This is a genomic window from Proteus sp. CD3, from assembly GCF_008808075.1.
Lineage (GTDB): Bacteria > Pseudomonadota > Gammaproteobacteria > Enterobacterales > Enterobacteriaceae > Proteus > Proteus appendicitidis.
Genome location: NZ_CP019686.1, coordinates 1,276,580 through 1,300,205, shown reverse-complemented (window position 1 = coordinate 1,300,205; position 23,626 = coordinate 1,276,580). Strand labels below are relative to the sequence as shown.

At 41.9% G+C, this 23,626-nt stretch carries 29 protein-coding genes and 1 pseudogene; 1 reads left to right on the top strand and 29 read right to left on the bottom strand.

The window, feature by feature from the left end; genetic code table 11:
• Positions 1-331: 331 nt before the first annotated feature.
• The 10 genes and pseudogenes from BTA34_RS18310 to BTA34_RS05810 all read right to left on the bottom strand — a co-directional run.
• Positions 332-705 (bottom strand): annotated as a pseudogene (locus tag BTA34_RS18310) (IS3 family transposase); the annotation flags it as partial.
• Positions 706-752: 47 nt separating this feature from the next.
• A complete protein-coding gene (locus BTA34_RS05850) occupies positions 753-1,394 on the bottom strand; it encodes a hypothetical protein (RefSeq protein ID WP_151434851.1) in 642 nt (213 codons plus the stop codon).
• Complete coding sequence (locus tag BTA34_RS05845) at positions 1,391-1,654, bottom strand: hypothetical protein (RefSeq protein WP_151434850.1); 264 nt, start codon at positions 1,652-1,654, stop codon at positions 1,391-1,393. The genes BTA34_RS05850 and BTA34_RS05845 overlap by 4 nt, the downstream gene beginning before the upstream one ends.
• Positions 1,639-1,890 (bottom strand): hypothetical protein, encoded by a 252-nt coding sequence (locus BTA34_RS05840; protein ID WP_004242498.1) that lies wholly within the window; start codon positions 1,888-1,890, stop codon positions 1,639-1,641. The genes BTA34_RS05845 and BTA34_RS05840 overlap by 16 nt, the downstream gene beginning before the upstream one ends.
• Before the next feature lie 3 nt (positions 1,891-1,893).
• The gene (locus BTA34_RS05835; protein WP_151434849.1) at positions 1,894-5,709 is read right to left on the bottom strand and encodes a phage tail protein; all 3,816 of its coding nucleotides are present in this window, start codon (positions 5,707-5,709) and stop codon (positions 1,894-1,896) included.
• On the bottom strand, positions 5,709-6,107 hold the full coding sequence (locus BTA34_RS05830; protein ID WP_151434848.1) for a DUF6950 family protein: 399 nt from the start codon (positions 6,105-6,107) through the stop codon (positions 5,709-5,711). The genes BTA34_RS05835 and BTA34_RS05830 overlap by 1 nt, the downstream gene beginning before the upstream one ends.
• A 67-nt stretch (positions 6,108-6,174) precedes the next feature.
• The gene (locus BTA34_RS05825) at positions 6,175-6,723 is read right to left on the bottom strand and encodes an Ail/Lom family outer membrane beta-barrel protein (RefSeq protein ID WP_151434847.1); all 549 of its coding nucleotides are present in this window, start codon (positions 6,721-6,723) and stop codon (positions 6,175-6,177) included.
• 17 nt (positions 6,724-6,740) lie between these two features.
• Positions 6,741-7,322, bottom strand: coding sequence for a hypothetical protein (locus BTA34_RS05820; protein ID WP_012367795.1), 582 nt, complete (start codon positions 7,320-7,322; stop codon positions 6,741-6,743).
• Positions 7,322-7,918: a hypothetical protein gene (locus BTA34_RS05815; RefSeq protein ID WP_151434846.1), complete on the bottom strand. Its 597-nt coding sequence runs from the start codon at positions 7,916-7,918 to the stop codon at positions 7,322-7,324. Before BTA34_RS05815 ends, BTA34_RS05820 begins: the two co-directional genes overlap by 1 nt.
• Positions 7,919-11,194, bottom strand: a complete 3,276-nt coding sequence (locus BTA34_RS05810; protein WP_151434845.1) for a phage tail tape measure protein — start codon at positions 11,192-11,194, stop codon at positions 7,919-7,921.
• Positions 11,195-11,320: 126 nt separating this feature from the next.
• Here BTA34_RS05810 and BTA34_RS05805 point away from each other — a divergent pair, with 126 nt between their 5' ends.
• Positions 11,321-11,512 (top strand): YqaE/Pmp3 family membrane protein, encoded by a 192-nt coding sequence (locus tag BTA34_RS05805; protein WP_004242485.1) that lies wholly within the window; start codon positions 11,321-11,323, stop codon positions 11,510-11,512.
• Between the two features lie 24 nt (positions 11,513-11,536).
• Here the strand turns inward: BTA34_RS05805 and BTA34_RS05800 are convergent, their stop codons facing one another.
• The 19 genes from BTA34_RS05800 to BTA34_RS05715 form a co-directional block, all read right to left on the bottom strand.
• Positions 11,537-11,767, bottom strand: coding sequence for a DUF4035 domain-containing protein (locus BTA34_RS05800; protein WP_223231949.1), 231 nt, complete (start codon positions 11,765-11,767; stop codon positions 11,537-11,539).
• A 44-nt stretch (positions 11,768-11,811) separates the two neighbouring features.
• Positions 11,812-12,228, bottom strand: coding sequence for a hypothetical protein (locus BTA34_RS05795; protein ID WP_036900961.1), 417 nt, complete (start codon positions 12,226-12,228; stop codon positions 11,812-11,814).
• Between the two features lie 64 nt (positions 12,229-12,292).
• Complete coding sequence (locus tag BTA34_RS05790; RefSeq protein ID WP_109850104.1) at positions 12,293-12,958, bottom strand: hypothetical protein; 666 nt, start codon at positions 12,956-12,958, stop codon at positions 12,293-12,295.
• A gap of 9 nt (positions 12,959-12,967) precedes the next feature.
• The gene (gp17, locus tag BTA34_RS05785) at positions 12,968-13,309 is read right to left on the bottom strand and encodes a tail completion protein gp17 (RefSeq protein WP_036976750.1); all 342 of its coding nucleotides are present in this window, start codon (positions 13,307-13,309) and stop codon (positions 12,968-12,970) included.
• Positions 13,310-13,314: 5 nt separating this feature from the next.
• Positions 13,315-13,788 carry an HK97-gp10 family putative phage morphogenesis protein gene (locus tag BTA34_RS05780; protein WP_036976749.1) on the bottom strand — a complete coding sequence of 158 codons (474 nt, stop codon included), beginning with the start codon at positions 13,786-13,788 and terminating at the stop codon, positions 13,315-13,317.
• On the bottom strand, positions 13,778-14,107 hold the full coding sequence (locus BTA34_RS05775) for a phage head closure protein (protein ID WP_012367787.1): 330 nt from the start codon (positions 14,105-14,107) through the stop codon (positions 13,778-13,780). Before BTA34_RS05775 ends, BTA34_RS05780 begins: the two co-directional genes overlap by 11 nt.
• Positions 14,107-14,406, bottom strand: coding sequence for a head-tail connector protein (locus BTA34_RS05770; protein ID WP_012367786.1), 300 nt, complete (start codon positions 14,404-14,406; stop codon positions 14,107-14,109). The genes BTA34_RS05775 and BTA34_RS05770 overlap by 1 nt, the downstream gene beginning before the upstream one ends.
• Before the next feature lie 38 nt (positions 14,407-14,444).
• Complete coding sequence (locus BTA34_RS05765) at positions 14,445-15,611, bottom strand: phage major capsid protein (protein ID WP_151434844.1); 1,167 nt, start codon at positions 15,609-15,611, stop codon at positions 14,445-14,447.
• 3 nt (positions 15,612-15,614) lie between these two features.
• Complete coding sequence (locus BTA34_RS05760) at positions 15,615-16,283, bottom strand: HK97 family phage prohead protease (RefSeq protein WP_020946083.1); 669 nt, start codon at positions 16,281-16,283, stop codon at positions 15,615-15,617.
• Positions 16,284-16,300: 17 nt separating this feature from the next.
• Positions 16,301-17,569, bottom strand: coding sequence for a phage portal protein (locus BTA34_RS05755; protein WP_004242475.1), 1,269 nt, complete (start codon positions 17,567-17,569; stop codon positions 16,301-16,303).
• Positions 17,569-19,302 (bottom strand): terminase large subunit, encoded by a 1,734-nt coding sequence (locus BTA34_RS05750; protein ID WP_151434843.1) that lies wholly within the window; start codon positions 19,300-19,302, stop codon positions 17,569-17,571. The genes BTA34_RS05755 and BTA34_RS05750 overlap by 1 nt, the downstream gene beginning before the upstream one ends.
• The gene (locus tag BTA34_RS05745; protein WP_151434842.1) at positions 19,256-19,723 is read right to left on the bottom strand and encodes a phage terminase small subunit P27 family; all 468 of its coding nucleotides are present in this window, start codon (positions 19,721-19,723) and stop codon (positions 19,256-19,258) included. The genes BTA34_RS05750 and BTA34_RS05745 overlap by 47 nt, the downstream gene beginning before the upstream one ends.
• 118 nt (positions 19,724-19,841) lie before the next feature.
• Complete coding sequence (locus BTA34_RS05740; RefSeq protein WP_004242468.1) at positions 19,842-20,180, bottom strand: HNH endonuclease; 339 nt, start codon at positions 20,178-20,180, stop codon at positions 19,842-19,844.
• A 104-nt stretch (positions 20,181-20,284) separates the two neighbouring features.
• On the bottom strand, positions 20,285-21,157 hold the full coding sequence (locus tag BTA34_RS05735) for a hypothetical protein (RefSeq protein ID WP_151434841.1): 873 nt from the start codon (positions 21,155-21,157) through the stop codon (positions 20,285-20,287).
• Between the two features lie 59 nt (positions 21,158-21,216).
• Positions 21,217-21,681 carry a lysis protein gene (locus BTA34_RS05730; protein WP_151434840.1) on the bottom strand — a complete coding sequence of 155 codons (465 nt, stop codon included), beginning with the start codon at positions 21,679-21,681 and terminating at the stop codon, positions 21,217-21,219.
• Between the two features lie 2 nt (positions 21,682-21,683).
• Entirely contained in the window at positions 21,684-21,842 is a 159-nt protein-coding gene (locus BTA34_RS18305) for a hypothetical protein (RefSeq protein ID WP_265576272.1), read from the bottom strand.
• Positions 21,824-22,294 (bottom strand): lysozyme, encoded by a 471-nt coding sequence (locus BTA34_RS05725; protein ID WP_151434839.1) that lies wholly within the window; start codon positions 22,292-22,294, stop codon positions 21,824-21,826. Before BTA34_RS05725 ends, BTA34_RS18305 begins: the two co-directional genes overlap by 19 nt.
• Positions 22,294-22,563 carry a bacteriophage protein gene (locus tag BTA34_RS05720; protein ID WP_046334538.1) on the bottom strand — a complete coding sequence of 90 codons (270 nt, stop codon included), beginning with the start codon at positions 22,561-22,563 and terminating at the stop codon, positions 22,294-22,296. Before BTA34_RS05720 ends, BTA34_RS05725 begins: the two co-directional genes overlap by 1 nt.
• Positions 22,564-22,733: 170 nt before the next feature.
• A complete protein-coding gene (locus BTA34_RS05715) occupies positions 22,734-23,057 on the bottom strand; it encodes a hypothetical protein (protein ID WP_265576271.1) in 324 nt (107 codons plus the stop codon).
• Positions 23,058-23,626: the final 569 nt, after the last annotated feature.

The following is a 23,626-nucleotide window of genomic DNA, read 5'->3' as shown; positions in this document are numbered from 1 at the left end:
AAATAGTCCGTTCCAAATTTTGACAAAAGAAAACACATCTAAGACATTGGATTATTCAGTCATTAGATAAAGGAACACTTTTTTATTTTACATATTATTAGCATTTATTACCTTTGAGGTCTCAGTTTTCTTTATCTTATTATCAGTGTTATAGGTAGCCGGAGGATTCGGTAATTCCCACATTTTTAATGGATGTGATAATTAGAGTTAGTCCATACGTTGACTATACTGTATTAACGTAAAACTATCTAACCCAATATTCGGTCGTAGTTATAGGATCATTGCCATCGCGTGGTATAGTCCTGCAATTAAAAAAATATTATCGCAGTCAGTCATAACGTACCGACCAGTTATAGTGCTCAATATAAGCATTCTGCTGAAATTTGCTTGGTTGAATAAAACGGAGGGGTATATTTCCCCATAACATCAGTATCTTTCCTGTATATTTAGGACCTTTATCACACCGAATGGCGACAGTTTTCTCTTTCCACCCCATGAGATGAACCAATGTTCTGATGATATTCAGAAAACGGATGAACGACTATCTGACGGTTAATCATGCCTAAAGTCCATAGACCAACATTCGTTGCTACTTTCAGATACTGTCAGTAGTTCAGGTTTATTCTATTTCAGTAATTTTTTCGGTTTTATTCTCATGTTCAATGATAGTTCGCAATAAAGTCAGTATACCCTTTTATGGTTGAACTCACAGTACAAAGCCGACCACCACCAACTATCTAAACTCTTTTCTATCACCCACCATACTCCCTCACATCAATATAAAAATACTGCTTACCTAGAGAGGTTGTTGACATCTGTCCGGCTACTATCATGGAATGAGGGATAATACGATTACCTCGCCCACAAAGAGTTACTCTAATCGTTTTTCCTCCCATCGAATCCATCATCCCTATATGCCCAATTGTTGTGATTAATACCGCACAAGGGAATCCGACATCCACACCACTCCAATTATTTCCTGTGAGCACAAAGTTATTTCCCTCTAATAAATTAAGCGGTCTTTGGCTTGAGGCATGTGTAATAACACCTTTATGATAAATTTGAATTCCCCATTTTTGAGGATGAAGTGAAATATGATAAGAAGACTTCACAAATACATAGAGCTCATATTCTGCTGAATTACCTTGAATAGTATCGATTAAATTCACACACCACGCATTGTTTTCATAAATTACTTCAGATAATCCACCTAATGATGGATTAGAAGAATTAAGAATTCGAATAAAAATAAGTGGCACTGCGTTATTATTACCTTCGATGACTTTAATTAGTCCTGGCTTTGTTTTTATTTTTTTTAAAAATACGGCTGATTCATAAGGTGTTAATTCTTCGGTAATTCCCTGATTAAAAAATAATGCACCATATTTACTCATTTAATTAGTACCATAATAATTCCATTAATCGATTGGCTACCGCGTAGAGAATTCCACGAGATTTTATTATTCTCGACTCTAACAGTGAAATAAGATCCTCGATTTCTAGCGGCAATATAGGCGGCCAATGACCGCCCTTTAGGAATATTATTATAAGTTTTACTGCCATTCTGAGTGACCGCTATTTGGTCAAAAATAAATGAACGCCCTGTGATTTTTATTGGCTTTCCTTTTTCATATATCTCTATTCCCCACGACATGAGAAATCCTCTACGGCATCAGGAGATACCCATCCTCCTAAGAATTTAAATCCTAATTGAGGTACAGCATGATAAAGAGGCCCTTTAATGGTTTCTCTCTTTTTATCAAACTTTACCAATACAGGTTGTTGATAGTGAAAAGTTTTTATTTGGTAAACACCTTGGCAATCGACTTTTTTATATCCAGAGGTACACCCTGACAATAATAATGCTGTAATTAAAACAATAAACTTCATACGCTACCCTAAATAACCTATTTTTGCCGCTAACTGATTGTTTTCATCGTAAACATAAATAGTATTATTCGTGATCACTAACCGCCCTTTTGTTCCTCCTGAGTTAATATCTAATCGTCCACGAAATACTGCATCATTTAATTCCACATTCCCTGTTGTGGCATCAATATTAAATCCTTTCTTGCCCGTTAAATAATTAGTGGATGTGATTTTTTTACCTACCGATAATTTATCAATGGTTGCCTTGCTAAATAACGCATCATTGAAAAAAGCTTGTCCATTTTGGATCACAAACGGTGTCACCACTTTACCGTTTAATGACGATATCACTGCAAAGTTTTGGGCATTGACCAGAAATTGGCTATTTCCTTGTGCATTAAACCCTAAGCCAATGCCGGTAATGACTTTATTCCCTTTGCTATCTTGTTGGACTTTCATTGTCCATGATGCTGAAATTTTGCCATTTATGTCTGTGACCACTTTCGAAGTTTGTTCGATTTTGGCTGAACTTGTACCCACTTGGCTTTCTAAACGAGTGACTTGCTGAGCGGTAGAGGTCACTTTACCTGAAACCTCAGTCACTTTAGTTTCAAGTTGGCTTACCGCATTCGCCATTGCATTGGCTTTCTGTTCGCTCGACTTAGGTACTTCATTCGCCACAAACCCCTTTGGTGCCACCGATTGCTTGTTGTTGGTATAAGTGCTGGTGATAATTTGATGGTTAACACTTTTGTGTTTAGTTAACTGATATTTTGCCCCTCCCCGCAAATAGATATATTCCACAGAACCATTTATTAATTGAGCGGGTCCCAGCACAGGGGATTGATTTGTCCATCGCCAATCAAAATTATCAATGATGCGGTTTTCAGACTGTGTTCCCCATCCAGAACCACTGACTTGCCATTCCACAATCATGGCAAAGCCTTTGGTGCCATGTGTCGCATAGCTGGGTTTATTGTCTCTATATTGCCCTAAGGTTCTAAAAACCTTAAACGCGTAACGACGAGAGGTCACTAATGGCAAAATAACCGGATAATAGGTGTTTTCATTGAGTTTTGATAAATCTAAATCCACCACCACAGACTCCGTTAAATCGGCTTTCACTTTATCTAATTTGCTGGATAACGTTTGTACCTGTGAGGTTGCAGACGTCACTTTGCCATCGATATTAGATACACGCGTATTTAACGCATTTACCGCACTACTATCAGCTTTCCCTTTAAGAGTTGAATTGAGCGTTGAAATCTCTTGCGTTTGGGCTTGCTGTTTTGAAGTGAGGGTTTCTAATGATTTATTAATCGCGGAAACATTTCCATTCATCCGTGTTTCCAATGACTGTCTGGCTTTGGTTTCCGCTTGGTCGCCTGTAACACGTGCTTGTTTCTCTGCGGAGATAAGTCCTGCGGTGACTTTCGATAAATCATTGCCGGTATAATCACCACGAAGTTGAGTAGCTAAGGATTGCCGTTGTTGTGCTTCAGTTTTATCAGCCTCAATACGTGCTTGTTGCTCTTGTTTAATTGTGGCGGCCTGTGCTTCTGTTGCCGTTGCAACTTGGTTCATTCGCTCAGCTAATAATTTTCCTGCCTCCTCCAGTTTTTTTTCACTTTCTTCAATAGTTGCTCCATGCCTCATCAACTCAGATAAAATCTTGTCATGATTTATCCTCATCAACTCATGTAATTCAGTAATATCGAGTTGGTTAGCCTTGCTGTTGATCTCACCCAATAGGTCTTGCGCTAATTGGTCTCGGCTAATTTGCCCCGCTAATTCCTCAAGAATTAAATCCGTTTGAGAAGAGCAAGTACCTGAAGCTTCCACAAAAGGTGATTTGCCATAGCTGTTGATTGTTCGAACATAAAAATAATACGTATGCCCTGCTTTTAAATTCTCTTGCGTCCAGAAATTCCCTTGGCCAACTTTGTTTGTTTTGGTGATCACTTCATTTTCAGAAAGATCAGCGAGCTTTTCCTCACTAAACCAAAACTCAAAGGTATAACCAAAGACAGCACTATCGCCTTGTTTCGGTGCAATGGTCAGATTAAATAAGCCAGAGGTAACATCAATATGCTCAGGAGGCGGTGGTGCTTGAATGGCAAAGTCACTGATAGCGGGTGCCGACATTGCGCCTGCCACATTTGTCGCCCTAACTTCAACACGATAAGTTCCTCGCGCTAATCCGTTAATATCAACACGCTCAGCCGGTACCTGAATAGATTGAATAACATTGCCTTCTTGAAGAACAGTAACGGTGTTATAGCGCACATCAGAAGCAACATTTTGCCAAGAAAGCGTACCTTGTACGATGTCACTGACTGCAAGTGGAACAAAGGTAAGATTAATGGGTGAAGCAACACCGCCAGTGGGTAAACTCACAAACGGGGGACGCTCAAACGGTTTGCCAATCACATCTTCATATAGATAGGCACCATCCTCTTCCAACGTTAAAGCCACACCGTCTAAAGCATGAAAAGACCATTCGGCAATACGGAATTCCAGCCCACTAATTCCCAAAGAAGGTAATTCTAAAAGCACAACTTCACCCGGACGATAAGCATAGCCGTCTAAGTTCATGGTCAATTGAACTCGTCTTCCTGCTTTCTTTTTACGAAGATATTGGCGAGCTAATCGTTGGGCTTGATAAGGGCTGGTGACAAAACGATAGTCGATATTCTCTCGAATTTCTAAGCCATCCTCTTTCACCCATTCGTCCACAATCACAGGCGTGAAGTCGGTTTTTGTGTACAACTGTTCGGCATCAATAAACGTGCCATACACCGTATTGGTGGCGTCTTTTAATCCTGTTTCAGGGGTACATGTGACGGTGCCAATCAATTGTGATTCAGTGATGGTTTTTATTGCAGGCCCATAATAAGCGCCGATTTGAATACCATGTTTTCCTGCGGTGAATGTCGGTTCCGCGTTGATGCATTTGTGCATCACTTCCAAAACACTGGATGGACTCTCATTTAAGTCATAGGCACCATTAAGGGTATATCGCGACTCAAATCCGCCTTCTGGTAGACTCACTTTTTCATCACATAAATCGGCCGCCTGTTTAAAGCTGTCAAAATCAATATCCGTATCAGGCACTTTTAAATAATGGCGGTAATAATCCAAAATGACTAAAGCCCCATTATTACTCCATGCAGTTTGCCCAGTGCGAGGATCAAACAGATGTTTTCCCCAGACTTCACATTTCACATTGGGTAATCCATAAGGGAATTTTTCTTGGTCAAACGTGAGTGTCACTCGTAACCACGCCAGACCTCGACCAATCATATCCTCTTTCCATGACGGGCAATTTTTAAGCATAAAGGGATCGACATCTTCCCTGTCATTATGCAACTCCACTTCAACAACAGGTGCCGTGATTTTTAAACTCTTTAACCAAAGGTGTTTAACTTCATGAACGGTATATTCACCAAACGTCTCAATTAAATCGTCTCCCAACCAAATCTTCCCAATTTTCTCTATGGGGTGCCCTGCTAACGCTAATGCCAGTGTGATTTTTTCGTTTTCATCTTGTTCCCCCGCTTCTTCTTCGGCGAAGAAAAGCAAACCCGATATCACTGTTTTTCCGACAATTACGGTTTCAGGCGCAGACGATGAACGTAACATCTGTTTGCGTTCACCCGTATCTCGATAATTCATGGAAGGCAGTTTTGGCTTAAAGATAAGCGAACCCGCGACTTGAACCGCAACGCCTGCCGCCATCAGCGCCATGCCCATCGCCGATGTCACGCCACCGGTAAATAGCCCAGCAATCATTAAGCCAGCACCCAAGACTTTTGAAATTAATCCACCACTCCCACCCATTATTCCACTCTCCACGCTTTGATTGGGTTAATCTGCACCGGCTTCACGCCTTGTGGGGTTACGCCCCAATAATGCCCCGCCCAGACCACGGCTAAACTTTCACCATCCTCACCTTTAAACAGTACGAGGTCGCCACGCTGAACACACTCAATCTCAATGGATTTGAAATAGCGTGAAACGGCTTTCTCTAATGAGCCAAATTTAGATTTGATAAGATTGAAGGCTTCTGCTTTGGTTTTATAGTGATTGAGATAAGGCTTTATTGGCGAGAAACCGCATTGTGCGTAAATACATTCAGAGGCAAAAATACAACAATCAAATTCACCCCATGAAAAAGGGCGGCTCATCGCCACCCTTATGGTTTCGGGTAATTTAAGTGTCCAGTTAGGTTGTTTCATTATCAGAACGCCTAAAAACAAAAAAGCCGGCATAATGCCGACTTTCATACATAATATTTATCTTTAATTAGAAACGATAGCCAAGACCGACCATCCATGTACCTACTTTAACATCATGAAATTTAGTGTATTCATAGGAAGCATCAATAGCGATATTGGGATATGGGTTAAATTGAAGTCCCGCACCATAAGCGAATGCAGATTTACTTTGGCTTTCTTTTTCGTGATAACCCGGGGCATTTAACTCCATTTCAGCTTTACCGTGGGCAATACCCAATAAACCATATGCGCTAATATAATCGTTAAAACGATAGGTTGGCCCCACGGTAAGTGAATAATAATCAAGATCGCCATTTCCCACAGAGTGAGATCCTAAGCGATAATCATAGCCTTGATGTGTATAAGCAAAAGAACCAATAACACCTAAATGATTATCGAATTCATAACGATATTTGACATTAAATCCTTTCGGCTTCTCTTTTAGTTTATCGCCATCCGCTTTAACATGACTTTGTGCATAACCTAATGAAAGCGTATTTTCACCTACGGCTTGTGCACTTGCTGCGCATAGCGATAGACTCGTCATAATAAGGGGAACTAAAAGTTTTTTACTCATTTCGTTTCTTCCAACAATTATTTATAAATAAATGCAGGTGCATCTTTCTTACTGCCCCAATAAATGGCCCGTTCAGCCATTTGAGCGACATAGCGAAAGATACGATCACCTTGTCTTCGAGATGACCACGATTCATCGGTGAATCTATCAGGTAACCCGATTGACCATCGCTCGAATCGATTAGAAACATTAACACATACGGCATTTTCTTCGCCAGACACTACATTGATAGATGTGATTTGTCCGACAAATAAGACTTCAGCAAGCAACGGTTTTCCCTCTTCACCAATGGCGACCATCATCAACCGGACTTCGCGTCCTCGACTTTGCTCATTCATCACCATTCCCACCAGCGATTTATCAAAACCGGCTAATTTAAGCTGTAGTTGTGGAGGACTGGTTGTCTTATTCTCTTTTAGCTGACTGATTTCACCTAAACTTCCTACACCTAAATAGGTTTCACCCGCAATAATCAGTTGCCCAACACCGGTATGCGCACAGGTGACGCCTGATTTCAAATCGAGTCTGGCAGCTAAAACGATATAAGCTCCCTCATTAATCGCGTTGACCATGGCATCAGAAAATGGATGATATTGCATTAGTACAACACCTCCTCAAAAGATAACGTGATATGGGTATACCCCAAGCGACGATGCTGAAATTTACCCTGTTCATTATCAACGAGCCGAAAAACTCCAAAAGGACGCTCAACCTCGAGCATTTCATTGACGGTAGGTGATGTTCTTAACATCGGCGAAATAAGAATAATGGCACGTCCTTGATTATCACTGACCACATCCGCCACCACCATTTTGAGTTCATTGCCCACAGTTAAGCGATCCCCTTGCTGTAACACGCGCATATTGCGCTTCCAGTCCTTCGTTTCTAGTCGATTACCCAATTGGCTCGGTATTGCAATACGAGGCGAACCATACCCATAACGCCCTTTTCTTATCCAGCTTGATATTTTGACTCGCCCCGACATCCCATCCAATGAAGCCACCAGCGCTTCTAACTGGCGCGATTTCTCTTCATTTAAATTATTAAATGTCAGCTCACAACGCCAACGGCTTCCCGGAAAGCGTACCGTCTGGCTACTTCCATTAAATGGTGAGGTAAAGGTTTTGCTGTTACTCAATAATTGCCAGTTTTCTTGTGTGGGGATCACCTCTTTTGGCCATTCAAGAATAGACATTTAGACTCCTAATGTTCTGCGTGCTGCGCCATTACTTTGAAAGTCTTGTAACATCATCGCGTGAGCTTTCTGTGCGCCTGCTTCTGTCCCTTGTTGTGCGGCTTCCTTCATTGCCTGTGCAAGTACAGCGTCACCATTTCCCGTCACCGTAATATGATTAACGACGGTCATTTGTACACCACCTGCATGGGCTAACGTCGGTTGCGGTGTAACGGGTATTCGCCCTGCGACCGGCCCCACAAAGCCCCCCGAAGCATAACCTTGCGCCGCATGCATTAAGCGATAGAGATTGCCGACACCCAATTTAGCCGTCGCTTCTTTGGTAAAAACAAACTCACCACCATGTACAATCCCTTTAGGTTCGAATTTTCCTCCATGCCCCGTATAACCACCGTAAGCATGCCCTTTGCTCATCCATCCCATATCAAAGCCCATTGCCTGCCCGCCTGCTTCAATGGCTTTGAAAATCAGCATTTTCATTACCATTCGAGTGATATCGGAAATCACCGCATTGGCAAAATCTTTAAAGCTTCCTTTGCCCGTTAAAGCAAAATCGGCTAATGCATCAGACATATTATTAAGGGCATTGGTAGTGACGTTTCTGACGTTCTCCATTACATCCATAGCCGACTCACTGAAATCCGATAAGCCTTGTTTTAATCCCACCATCGGATCGCCTTTCATGGCCTCTCGCTTCCTCAGCTCTTCCTCAATCTGCTGCTTAGTGAGTTCGACATTGCGTTGTAAGTTCGCCAGCTCTTTCTCGCCTAAATCCACACTGGCTTGCTGATACAGCACATCAATCTGACGAAGGGCATTGAGTTTTTCTTGCTCTGCGCGTGTCTTTCCTATCAAGGTGGTTTCAAATTGCATCTGCTCAATTTCTTTACCGCGATCATAAGCAAATTGCGCAACCGAGTTGGCACGAGCTAAATCATCAATGGCTTTCGCTTTTTCTTTTATCGTCTCAATGGCTTTGGGATCGATTTTTAAGATGGCATCAAATTTGTCTTTATTCTGTTTGATATCGGCTAATGCGGATGTGTATTCATTAAAGGAAGAGGTAGTGCCATACAGCTGAATACTTTGTCCATCCGCAATCAGTGAGGCTTGTTTTTCCTCTAATTCCGTTAAGATTTTGGTGTATTGCTTGGCATAATCAATGGTTGATTTATGGCTGGGCTTATACGTCCGTTTGGCTTGCAGTGCCAGTTGTGCCTCAATTTCAGCTTGTAAGGCCTTATCGTAGCCTTGCATATCTGGCGTAATTTTGCGTGAAGCCAATACATCTTCTGCATTTAATTTCGCTAATACCTTCCCTGTGGCTTGTGCTTTTGCCACTGAACGTTGCGATTTTTCAATCGATTCATCAATCTGTTTAGCAATCGCCATGGCGGCATTCACTTGGCTATTTGTCGCCTGAAGCGTGATATTAATGAGTGATTCATATTCAATGCCTAAACTCTTTAAACTCGCCTTAAGTGAATTGATAACGGCATCAACATTTTGTAATTCGGTGGCATAGCGTCTATATTCAGGAGCTTGGTCACCTACTTTTTCTTTGAGTGTCGCCAACATATTTTGCATATTGGCTCGCTGACGCTCTAAGTTATTAACTTGCTCTGCATATATCCCCATCGCAGCATCAAGCTCTTTTTGCTTTTCAGCCACTCGTTTAAGGTATAAATCCCCCACACCTTGTTCAGTAAACGCCTTTTCACTCTCAACGCTGTATTTTGATAGACCTTGTAAGGAAATAACCTGTTGTTTAAGTTCCTCGATTTTCTCCAATTGCGCGTTAATGCCCGATGAAACTTTGCTTAAATTCGCCACTAACGTGGCATTGCTCATTTTGTTTAACGCTTCTGTTGATGTATCAAGGGAATGAGCAAATTCAATCGATTCTAACTTGGCTTGTTTGACATTTTCGCTGTATTCATACAATCCCATGCCCAATGCCGCAACACCCGTCAACACTAATCCAATAGGGCCACCCGCGAATCCCATAACACTGTTAAGTGCTCGCCCCGCCACCGTTGATTGACGCCGAGCGGTCGTTAATGCACGTTGAGCAACGTTTTCGGCGGTTAATGCCTGTGTATAATTTAGAGAGGTTGTTCTTGCGAGTGATTTTGTGGCAATAAGGTTATCAAGTGCTATTTTTTCCGCGTTAGTGCCTCTAGCAACTTGATATTCCATTTTGGCTCTATTGAGCGCCGATGTGGCGGCTTCTTTATCCGCCCATGCCTTCCTCACGGCACTGGTTGCTGCCACACTGTTTGCCTCTGCACTCTGTAATGTGGCTTTGGCTTCATTCAACGTTGTCTGATTTTTCAGATAAGTGGCTTTCGTCCATTGAGAGAGTTTTGCTACCAATGCCGTGACGGCGATCCCTTCGACTACTTTAGCGACTAACGATAGATTATCGGCAAGAGTGGTCATCCCTGTGGTAAAAAGCTGAGTCGCACCTGTACCTTGATTCGCTTCACCAATAAATTTGGTCATCGCCGATTGAAGATTAGTGAAACCTTGGCTAACCGTTGTCACACTGGTGGCGAATTTTTTATCCACACTGTCGGCAGCACGCTCTAAGGCTTGAATGACTTTTTCAATCGTCATTTCACCGTCTTGGGCTTTCTTCCTTAGTTCACCCACACTGACACCCATTCCGTCAGCGATGGCTTTCGCTAACGCAGGGGTTTGCTCCATCACCGAATTCAGCTCTTCCCCGCGTAACTGCCCCGAGGCTAATGCTTGACCAAATTGGGTTAATGCCGCTTGTGCTGCGGTTGCACTCGCTCCCGAAATCGCCACGGCTTTTGAGACAGTTTCTGTGAGTTCAGCCACTTTTTGCTGACTTAAGCCTAAGCGATCGGCATTATCCGCAAAACGTTGATAAACCTGTGCTGTGGCATCCAATGATTGATAGGTTTTTTGGGCAATATCATAGACGGCTTGTGTGGCTTTATTTAACTCAACGGAGCTTTCTGTCACCAGTTTTAAGCGGTTCTGTAATTCAGTCCAACTATCGGCATAATTAATGACTTGATGAATGGATAATGCACTTGCGGTGACACTCGCAAAACGGGCAAAAAGCGCTGAGGATTTTGCGGTTTGCGATACCATTCGCTCTTGTTGTACGGTGATAGCTTGAAGACTGACGCGAATACTTTGCCCAAATTGTTCTGTTTGGCGCTGGCTACGGTTGATCGCATTTGTGAAATTTGCCGTATTCAGCGTCAAATCAATATTTAATCTACCTAATGCTCCCGCCATAAATTCAATCCTTGGTATGAACACTACAAAAGCAAACTTTCATCCTGAATAAATGCAATATTCCTTGTTATTTGCTATTGATTTAATTATTGATAAACTGAAATTTCGAATAATAGAGGGGGTTTTATGAGACTTATTCTGGCGTTATTACTACCTTGGTTACAATTTTTCACGATTGGTCGCCCATTTGCTGGCATCTTCTGCCTTATCCTACAAATCACATTAATTGGCTGGATCCCTGCGGCTATCTGGTCGGTTTATGCGCTTTCTCAATACAATACGGATAAAAAAATTGAGAAAATGTCTCGCGGTGGTTAACGATTAAGCCCCACTGATGTGGGGCTATCGATTAGCTAATACACTCTCAGTAACGTTATCCCACAGCTCTTCTTCCGTGATTTTCTTCTTCCACATCGGCATAAAATCCATCAATTCAGGCGGAGACGTTTTCGGATCACGATTTATCATCGCAAGAAGATGCGCCACTTGTGCCATCCGATAATCCTCTCGCCATAAACCAAAGGGTTGTTTGCGATAAAAAGCTTCATATTCACACAAGTGGCTTTCGGGCATTTGCTCGATTTCCGCGAGGGTTTTTCCCAATGCCAGCGACAATATCAATTGAAATTGTCGCCGTTCTCCAAGTTTTTTTCGCTATTCCCCGCTTCTGCTGTAAACACCGCATTAGAGAACCCTTGTCCTAAACGATTAAGACCTTTTAAGTCTTCTTCATTTTCTGCATCAAAAAGCAGTTCCCCTTTTTCATCACACAACTTAAAAGCCAACATTCTGGCGACATCATATTCATCGTAGACACGATTTATCGCCTCATTAAATTGTTCGGGATCGTCTTCGTCTAAATAAATGTCCTGCGCCTCAGCGAGCTTGATTTTAATTTGGCGAAGTTTGCGCTGAATGTAATTCATGGTGCCAACATCCAACTCTTTGACATAAAAGGTGTTGTCTAAATAGGTAAAAGGCGTCACTTTCAGTGCTTGGTTTAACACTAATTCACGCAATAAAGCGTTAGACATAATCACTCCTAAGATTTTTTATTGAGAAGGGAGAAGAGAAATAATGAAAGAGGTGAATTAGGGGTTATTTCTTCACATTCAAATAATCACGGCCAGACAATTTAATCGAGATCCCCGAATCCATCATTTGTCCTACACTGCCATCAATATTCATGCCCGTTTCGACAGAGCCGTAATAAAACATGGAGCCTTCATCTCGCGTTAAAACCATTTTCACCGCAAATTTTTCTTTGCTGTTTTCATATTTACGCAAGAGCCGCTGCACATCACTGGAGCTATACCGTAAGAAAAAGGTCAATTTAATTGAGCCGTATTCCGTATCACCGGATTCATATTCCTTGCCATCACTGCAAATGGTGGTGACATCAATTTGTTCGGTTGTCGAACCGTCTTTACTGAAACTTTTCACTGCACAAAAATTATTAGACCATTGAATACGTTGTGCTTTGGCGTTTGCAAAATCCGTGGGTAACGTTTTATCACTCCAATCCACTTCCTCACACAAGGTCACTTTATTGCCATCAACCTGTGCAATGGGGAAACGCCCATCTAATTCCCCTAAACCCGATAACATAATCATGTCATCGGCTTTCAGCTTATTATTGGCGATGGTAATGGTTGCGGGTGATAACGTCGCTTCCGTCACGGTCATCGCCTCTCCTAAGCCGGTTTGTACAAAGATCTTCGTGCCGAGGAAAGGCGTCGCTTTATGGTTTTTTGACTTTGCCATATCCATTCCTTATTTATCTGATGAAATCATTAATTCAAGAACAAGCCGATGCAATTTGACATCCGCTTCATACCCAAAGACCGCATTCACTCGTTGTGCAAATGGGATCGCCTCGATAATCTGAGCCTCGATTTTTTTACGCAAGACCATAAGGGGTTGTGGTTGTGGCGCATACACATCAAGTTGCACGCGATAGTTGTCTAAATCCGTATCCTCCAGCGCACTGTTAGGCGTGATGCTGGCAAACTGGATCACAATGGCGGGATAATGCCCTTTTCCTTCGGGTAATACCTGAAAAAAAACCCTTCCATCGACAAGCGGTGAAAGGGTCTCTTTTAATTGCTGTATCATGATCTCTACCTTGCTTTTTCAATATCCTCTTTGAGTGTTTGAACAATCACTTTAGCCGTCGCTTCCTTTTTCGCTTCAAAGCTGGGGCGCATAAACGGTTGTGCGGGCATCTTGGCAGTGCCAAACTCAACAAACCACCAATAAAACGGATCATTTGGGTTCAATGCCGCACTTTTTCCCGTTGCCTGTTTAAAGGCAGACACCTTTTTACCCGATAATGATTTCACCCAAATGCGCGTTTTGACTTGTCCATTACGCTGCACTTTCGTTTTAGAACGAATATTGCGCTTGATGGTGCCTTTGCGTCGATGAGGCACCGTTTCCTTAAGAATAGGCACTCGATGTTTGATTTCCTGTTTTAACGCCGAAGCGCCTGCATTCATCGCCTTACGCGCACTTTGATTTCTGGTTTTACGGGCAATGTCTTGCATTCGTTGAGCGAGTTCAGACAATCCACTGATTTTAATCTCACCCATCATTCACGCCCTCTTTGCACATCAATTGAAGCTCACGATGACGCTCATAAGGGTCAATAATCGAAATAATATTAAATATTCGCTTACCCCATACAATACGCATCGAAGTATCAATGTCAGCGATATAGCGAATAATAATTCGTGTTGTGGCCTCACTTTGTACTTGTTGGGCTTGAAAATATTCCCGCCCTTGATAAGGCATGATCGCTGCACGTACTTTTGTCGCATGATCCGTCCAAATCACATCATTGCCACTGATGGCATCGGGCGCTAATACTGATTTTTGAATATGAATAGTGTGGCGTAATCGTCCCGGATCCATTAACTACCTCGCCAATTTCGACAAAGCAGTAACAATCGTTCTACTGCTTTATTTTCATATAACGGAATTTCACTTTGGCTGGTTCGATGTTCAAACATATCCCCCAGCACTAAGAGCATTGCCGATTTCACTTCATAAGGGATATCATCAGGTGATTTCCATGCCGGTTCATCACACCATCTCAAACAATAATTTAATGCGCTTTGTGCATAAAATATAATCTGCTCATCACGATCATCACCGCTGTATTCGAGATGCTGTTTTAATAAAGAAAGAGGAATGACATCTAAGATATTCATGATGTAATACGGGATAGTTACCTACCCCGACCTATTACTTAAGCACTTCTTCCAGACGTTGGAAAAGTCCCTTTAATTAAGGCTTGAGGGCGATAATGGGCTAATGCTAAACGCTCTTCACACAAAATGGTCAGCATATTCTTCACGAAATTATCACGATCTTCTCGACTCACTTCGATAACCGCATTCATTCGATCCCATACTTGAGACGCCAAATCAAATGCACCAACAGTAAACTCACCTTGTTTTTGTGCTTTTGTGGGAACAACAGGTAATCCCCACATTACATTTGAAGTAAACGCTTGTGGGCCACCAAAAATATAACGCCCTTCTTTATCTTTCATTAACGCAATGGCATGCCAATCACGAGGATTTAAAATAATACCAGAGGCGCTAAATTCAGATTCTGTTACCTGATAAATGGCATGAGCAATCAGGTCAGCATGCGTGTCACCCGTAGCACTCAACGTGGTATCATAGGCCGTGGCAACATGATTAATCCCCGTCAAATTATCCGCAGTACCGTCACCATTGAGTAATTGCTCCTCTTCCACTAACGCTAAGCCATACAATAAGCGGTTATTAACGTAAGACTGTAACTGCACAGCATCATCCATCACTTGGCGAGACGCTTGGATCCAATGAGCAATAGTGATCACATTTGCCGTTTGTTTTTCAAAAGTCAGATTAGATTCTGGTTTTTGTGCCTTTTCTTTCACAGGTGCCGCGCTATTGGTAAACAATTTTTCGCGTACATATTCCAGTGAGTTACTGGAAATACGACCTTGTGCTAATAAATCGCGGATAACTAAACGACGCATACCCGGCATAATAATACCCGGTACTTGCATCGGCTGAATGAGAACTCCGGCTGAACTCACATCACTGCCTAATGATTTATTAAACGTTTTCACTTCATAAGAAGCCTGACTCCCATTCCATGATTTTGTCAGCGCTTCTGCTGCTCGCTCAGAAAAATCTTTTTTCGCATTAGGATCATCAGCACTCGTTGCCCCTTTCTGCTCTAAATCAAACAGACGCTCACCGGCTTTTTTTAATTCCTCTTGAACTAAGGCTAAATCTGTTTGTAATTGCTTTGAAACTACGCCAGTAGCTTCAATTTCTTTCTTCTGTGCATCGAAAAGCTCTTGCACCTTTTTTTGTGATCCTTCGATGGCTTCTTGGATAATAGCTAAGTCAGACATATTCTATCCTTTCAGATTAAATGCATTAATTTGGTTAACAATGGATGCGACTAGGGATTGTTGAGTGTCATCGGACTCACTCCGAATAGCGGATTTGAAGCGGGAAATAAAACCGACGGCTTCTGATTTTGATAAACCGGCTGACTCTCTCAGCCAATCCTCAATATCTCGGATCGTTAATAACCCATCGATGCTCTTGAGTGATGAAACCTGTGCTTGGTCATTAGCGGGAAATGTACAAATACTGATTTCACGTAACAGGGAGATGTTTTTAAAAATACGACCTGAAGGTGTTCGCTCAAAGTCATTACGCAGACAACCGAATCCGATAGAAAGCCCGTCAACCGTGCCATGCTTCATTGCCGCTTTTAGATCTTGAGCCGCACTATGACCGGGTGTCAGTTGTCCTCTTACACGTAACCCTTTTTGATCTTCCTCCATGTACTCCCACTTCCCCACAGGAAGTTCCCAGACTCGATGGTTATAAAACATAGCGACTTTTTGTTTTTGCTTATCTAAAACATGCTTAAACGCACCGGGTAAAATAATGTCACCATCGAGATCTTGATGACTAAATACGGAGGCATAACCTTCGAAAACGCCTTGTGTGCCATCTCCCGTAAATTTGATTTCCGCTTCATCAAAATTCAGTGTTTTTCTAATATCAGGCATTGAACCCCCATAAATAATTAAGCCCCACTTTCGTGAGGCTCTTTATTGAGTTGGTTAATCGGTAAATATTGTGCTTGCCGGTAAGCGACATCTCCACCTTCAAGAGGAGGATAATTATCAAGCCGTCGCATTTCATTAATGGTTCTTAGTCCCGATTCTCCCATCGCTTTCATAAACGCGGCGCGTGAAGTGGAATCGCCACGCAATAACCCATCAAGGTTATGTTCAGCATGATATTTCCCCACTTCGGGTGGTTTTAGAAGCCAACGTGCAATGCAATTTTCCCATCGGGAGATATAGGGTTGTAAGGTATATTGAAGAAAACCTAAGTTTTGTTGCTCAATACCTGTTCCCCAACTTGTTGATTTTTCAACATCACCGACTAAGTGCGGTGGAACCCCAAAGAAACGGGCCAATTCACTGACTTGAAATTTGCGGGAAGACATTGTTTCTGCATCTTGAGGACTAACACCAATATCTTGTGCTTGAAATCCCCCTTCTAAGATCCACAATCGTTTTTTAACGGGACCACCCGCAATTTCTTTGAAATTCTCTTCAAGTTGGCTACGTTGCTCTTTATTCAATACCTTATCGCCCGTTGTCAGAATTTTAGGAGACTTAGCTCCATTAGCATAAAACTCACGTTGTTGATCTTCCATCGCAACGGCCGTGCTTGCTGTCTTACACGCATAAGCAATAGGCGACAATCCAACTAATCCATTAAAACCAAACCCTTTTAAATGAAAAATTTCGTGTTGTTTAAATTTGGCAAATTCATGATCACGCTGATATTTATAGATAATATTCTTCCCCTCCATGCGTACATCCATATTGGCAGACAACAGAGGAAGCAAGCTGATCACATCACCGACTTTATTTCGCTCAATCAACGCGAAAGCATTACCATAAAAGCAAAGTTGCATAGTCATTGCCTCTCGGAATTCTTGAGCGGTCATATATTGATTGGGTGAATATCGCAGTAATCGAGCCAATGGGTTACTTAAATCAACTTTGGTTCTATTTCCCTGTTTATCCGTTTCGAACACATCCAGTGGCAAACAAGCCGTTAACGTCGAAATTAAGCTGACACAACGCCAAACCGTGGATATTTGGAGTATTCGCTCATCATTTACAGAAGAATCACCAAGCGAGCCTTGCGCTGAGATAGCGCCTGATTGTGAACCTTGTTCAGGTGTCACGAGTCTTCCCCCAACAAAGAAGGAAGCCAGACGCGCAAACCAACCATGATTAGTGCGCAAATCGATTGAATATTGTTTATCTGTCATCACATACTCAATGGGTTAGAGAAAAAATCATCAAGGTTGCCATCATCAACCTCACCTTCCGCAGCACCAATCGCCATTGCAGATGCCACCACACCATCAATTCGACCAGTACTTTTTTTCTTGGCAAAGACGCGGTTATCTTTTTGGTCAGCCTCAAGCACAGCGGATGCGGCATTCCATCTCAAACAAGGATTGGTGTAGATCTCAATCTTCTTGTCATCAATGAGCTGTTCAAATAGTTCGATAGAGTGTGGCATCCATAGCCCTGAATCTTTAGCTTTGTAATATCCTTGTCCATGCGGAGTTAAAGGAACCGTCACACCCGCTTCATCGAGTTTGGGTTCAAGGTATTTAATGCGATAAGGGTCAAAGGCAATGGCTCTCATGCTGACGTGCATCGCCATTTCAGCAATGCGTTCTGCCACAAATTCATACCTCACCGCATTCCCTGGCGTGGTATGCATAAAACCTTGCCTTACCCATAAGTCGTAGGGCACTCGGTCGGTTTTCGCTCTATCCAATAAAGTGTCTTTGGGTGTCCAAAATTCAACATAAAGACGTTTGAGGCGAGGAAAATACAGGGCTAATGCGGTTAAATCTTTGGTTCCTGATAAGTCCAATCCGCCATAACACTCTTCACCTTGAAGATCATCGAAGGTGAACGTGTTTTCACACTGCATCCATGTTTCACTGTTAATCCACGGATTATCGGCATCCACCCACTGGCAAAAATTAAGCCGACGCACAATGCTTTCTTTCGCGGGCATACCTCGAGCTTGTGTCACTTGCTCGCGCAAATAGCGATCAGAAAAGGTGTAGCCCAGTGATGGATTGGCTTTCCCCCAGCAAGATTCATCCTTAAAGGGATCATCGCCTTCATCCAGTGAGCAAATATAGGAAAAGAAGCTGTCGTCTTCGATAGTACCTTCGGCGACTTTTCGTCCGTATTCATGATAGTCATAACACACGCTGGTTTTATCATGGCCACTATTGGTGATCATAAATATCAAGGCTTGTCGCCGGCCTTTTGTGCCTGCTCGCATCATCTCAACGGCGGTATTACTTTTGTGCTCATGAATTTCATCAATCAACGCACAATGGGGACGAGGCCCTGATTGCCCATCATCTGAGCTAATCGGGCGAAAGAATGAACTTGTTTTCAAATAAGCCAAGTTCCACTCTTTGCCTGTTCCGCCTGATTTGGTGATCCGCTGACTTAATGCAGGAGATTGATCAACCATCGCCACCGCATCACGAAACAAAATCATGGCTTGGTCTTTTTTCGTGGCTGCCGCATACACTTCGGCACGCGGTTCACTGTCGGCGACTAAACAATACAACCCAACGCCACCTGCCATCGGGGATTTTCCTGAACCTTTGCCTGATTCAACGTACACCATGCGAAACCGGCGTGTGCCGTCTGTCATTTTCCAGCCAAAAATGGAGCCAATCACAAAGCATTGCCAAGGCAATAAAATAAACGGTTTGCCTTCATGTTCCCCGCCATTGAGCTTTAAGACTTTCGCAAAAAAGTCGATCACTCTTTTGACAGCCTCGACATCCCAGACTAATCCTCGTTGCTCGGCTTCATTTAAATCTTTGAGATGACGCGCACATGCATGACGAATATCAGGCCCTGCTAAGATTTTGCCTTGATGCACGTCTTGCGCGTATTGTGTTGCGGGATCAACCGAAATATTGGTTGAGCGGATCTTCCTCTTCTTCTCCACCATCTATCTTCACCTTCGAACGAGCGGCGGGGGTTAAACCAAACTCGACTAAATAACTTTTAAAGCGGCGATCTGCATCAGCCAACATGGCTACGGCAGGATTCGCTTTAATTAAAAAATCCCCTGATTGCGTTTTTGTGGTGTATGTCCGACCTTCAATGGCAATGGTGTCTCGTAATTGAAGAATATCGGCGTAGATATCACACAGCCGTTCTAACGCCAGCGTGTCAGCCACGGTTAAAACGCCCATTCCATCGAGTAGTAAGGTTAATTTTGCCCACGCCATTTTCCCCCAATCCGTTAAATGTTCGGGTGGGCTTGGAATTTCACGTTTAGGTTGGGGTTCTTTATCGTTGAGTTTTCGTTTTCCCGGATTACCGGTGACCACCTTCAAGTGGGTCGGTTTCGGGCGTCTTCCTGCCATCGGAACCTCCCAGAAAAAAACTTTTCATTTCGCGGTTGTGCACACAAATGAGGGCGCTAGGTAATCAGGGCGAAAGTGTTTGAACTTTTATCCCACCCCCACCCTGTATTTCATGGTGTTATTGATGCCAATGAGAATTGGGATCGAGTGGAATGCCATCCGCATTACAACCAATGACTTTGCCACTCTTTTCGATACGTTGTTTGGTTGAGTTATGATGCAGTTCGCATAAGCTTTGGAAGTTCTTTGTGTCCCAGAATAAGGCTTGAGCTTTTGCGATACGTTCTTTATCACCTGATTCAAGTGCCTCTTTTAGGCGATGTGGAATAATGTGGTCAACTACTGTGGCAGCAGTAATGCGCCCTTGCTCTTGGCACATGACGCAAAGTGGATGTTCATTAAGAAATGCTAATCGCACTTTAGCCCAGCGACCACCATAGACATTGCGTTTTTTCATGGTTTTTATTACGAATTTTCTCCAATAAAAAAGCCACCAGCTATGAATGAGCCGATGGTCTCTTAAAATTTTATGCTACTAAATTTGTCATTCTTAAATATTTATTAAAATAACCCTTCACCAACACTATCTCTTAATCCAGATGATATCAATTCTACTGACTCGCTATAACTACTACTTATTAGACAATAATGATTGAACATCAGACAACGAAATCCGATTTCGCTTTGAATAATTATAGGAAAGCTATAATGGACAATTATCATTAATACACCGTGCGCTATTTCAGGAATTTTTCGTTGTATCAAATTTTTATATTTAATATCAGTATCATTACGAAATTTCGCTAATAAATCACTGTCTGAAAAGGGAAGTGATGAGTCTGAATGCAATAATTGCTCTGAAAATTTTTTATATAAAATTCGGTCCAAATCAATAAAAATAACACCTTGTTCATTCCTATTTGATAATTTGTTTAATTGTCTATTGTATGCATACTTTATATGATTAATTAATTTATTGTCATTACTAGGTCTTTTGCATTCAGCGCCAAAGATTATTGCGTTTTTTTTAAAAACAATATCATGAGATTTGTCCTTAATAATTTCACATCCTCCTCTTTTCAACCTCGATGCAGCTTTAGCTTCAAAAAATAAATCTCTAGCACTGCTTTTTTTTTCATTGCATAAAAAATTTACTCCTCCTGTTATTCTTTCAATAAAAGCATCTTCGATTTCTTTGGAGGAGGAAAAAGAATCACATAGTTGCACTAACTCATATAGTTCATTCATAGCCCAAAGATTGTCTAGATTAGGTTGTATTACTTGCTGATTAATTTGATTCAAAATTTTCTTTGCATTTCCAAACCGAGAGTTTGAAAAATTAATACCCAATGTCTTTAACCATTCCTCGGCACGCTCCACTGACTCAATTGTTAATTCTTTGTTTTTGCTTGTATTTCTAATGAAATGTTCCATGTACCATATACCTTAAAATTTAAAGTATAATCTTATGTAGAAATTTGGTTATATAAATTTTAATTTATTAAACACCCATGCCTTACATAATCCTGCAACCCTTTAATCATTTGCTCTAATTCTGCAATTCGTTCTCGGAGTATCCAATAATTTCTGATAGCGGTGTCAGTAGGTCGGGCGGTGGTTGCATAAGCCAAGCTGGTGGAGGGAGTGGTTGTGACTTTGGGACACTCTGCTTTGATATACACCCGCTCAGGATGACGCTCACTAATATCACGCAAGCGACTAATTTCATTTTTAGCATTCGCTAACTCCTGCGTATATTGAATATCCAGTTGGTTTAACCGCATTATGCGTGCTTGGTAATCAGCATTAATAGACTTCTGTTCTTCGAGAGCCACTGTTAGTTTTTTGTTGGTATCTGTCAGTGAGTTAATCCTGTTAGCTTGCCAGTTAATCACCCAATAACTACCCACAATGATGCCTACCATCGTAATGACGGCATAGAGTTTTCCGTATTTCATGATTAGTACCGATGATGTGAGAGTGCAATCTGACAGCGTTTTTCTAAACTAACTTGATCTTTAGTACATGAGTTATCAATCAAGAGATAAATGCCACCAGCGACTGTAATGAGTAATGCAAGAATAAAGCCGATAATGATGATTAAAGGTTTCCATAACATAGTGCTGACTCCGCTTCTCGACGACTGACAAGCCCTCGCCAAACCTTTCCTCCTGCATAAACCCAACGTTTTATTTCTTCACAGGCACCCGCTCTATCACCAGCGTTTAGTTTCTTGAGTAATGTTGAGCGAGCAAATGCGGTTGTACCCACATTAAAAGCAAAGGAATATAAAGCGGCTTTGGTGTAGTCATCGAGTGGTACTTTGATTAATGCATCGACTTGCTGTTGTGTCTTAATAAAATCACTTTGTAATAACGCATCACATTCTTGTTGTGTGTATCTCTTACCTTGAATAATGTCTTTGCCTGTGTGCCCATAACAAACCGTCAAAACACCTGCCACATCACGATAAGGTTCATAACGCACACCCTCAAAATGGGCTATTACTACTAACGCGATTGCTGTGGCTCCCGCAGTTGTTAGCGCAGCTACTTTCTGTTTGATAGACATTAAATATCCTTTGGCGCTTTCACCATTAATTCAGCAAGTCTTTTTAGGGTTTCAGTTGGGTTTTGTGGGTCAACATGACGAACAAGCTCTTCAAATAATTGAGTGCGTTTTCGTTGCTCTCGACGAGTCATAAAATAGGTGGCTAAACCAAGAACCATGCTAAACGCCATTCCGATAACAAATCCCCATTCATATAATGAGAGGCTGGCAAAAAAGGCCGTTAGACCTGCTGTTCCATAAGTTACATTAGTTAATTTTTCCATACGCATAGTCACCCCCAGAGGAGTGTCCGTTGATGATTAGAATGAGAGAATTAAAAGTGAAACGATAAAAATTAGGCGGGTGCGAGTATTGATACTTTAAGTGCCTTTAATAAACCTTCAGGCAATTGCTCTTCCAGTGACGCATTAGAAACAATCACAAGTCCGTACATGGATATTCATGTATTCGTTTGTTGTAAGTGTCCTTGAATAAATTGCTTCGCTTTCTCTAACAAATAAATACAGCTCTCTTGTGTGTTTTTGCGCCAATAAGATTCAATTGCCACCAGCAATGGGTCACCAGCATCATTAATCTTTCGTGTACCGATTCGATATTGTTTTTTACCTGCGGGAGATGTTGTACAAATTAATTGTGTCAGTTGTTGGGTTTCACCATCAGCCGTATGGATATTCGCCGTTAAAATGACGGAGGTATTCTTTTCACTGTCTGTTTCTGAGGCATAGTGAAGACTAAACTGTAATTTGCTTATCTCTTTTGACATAACATTTACCGATTTATTTTAGTTAATAAGGTGCCGACTCACAGCTCTTGTGTGAACGGTATAAGTGGGTGTTGATTCTGTGGTCGGCGTAGACAAAAAGGCTACAAAGTAACCTTATTTAATTTAAGGTTGAATATATTAATGAGAATAATTATCATTACATACGTATCAAATTGACAGGTCTGATACGAATTAGTACGACATGACTTACATTGCTTCTTGCGTTTATTTTATATGCCGATATGACTCCTAGCGTATCGGCATTTTTTTATTTTGTTTTGGGTAATTCTTTTATACCTACAATTTAGATATTCTGCTCAGTGCCAGGAGCAGACATTGATAACATTGAGATATGTTAATTTATGGGGAGCAGGTCAATTGACTGTAGCCTCCAGTTTTGGCGGATAGGTGGCCACTGTAGTCCTACCAATCATTGAACTCTCCATGGACTGAGTGACTGCTGCCCTGCCAAGGTCGGAGATTCAGCAGAGCTGATCGCAATGGTAAGCAAGTTTCGTTGTGCCCATACAGCTAAAAGACCGCTACTCCAGGTTGCGTGCGAACAGGAT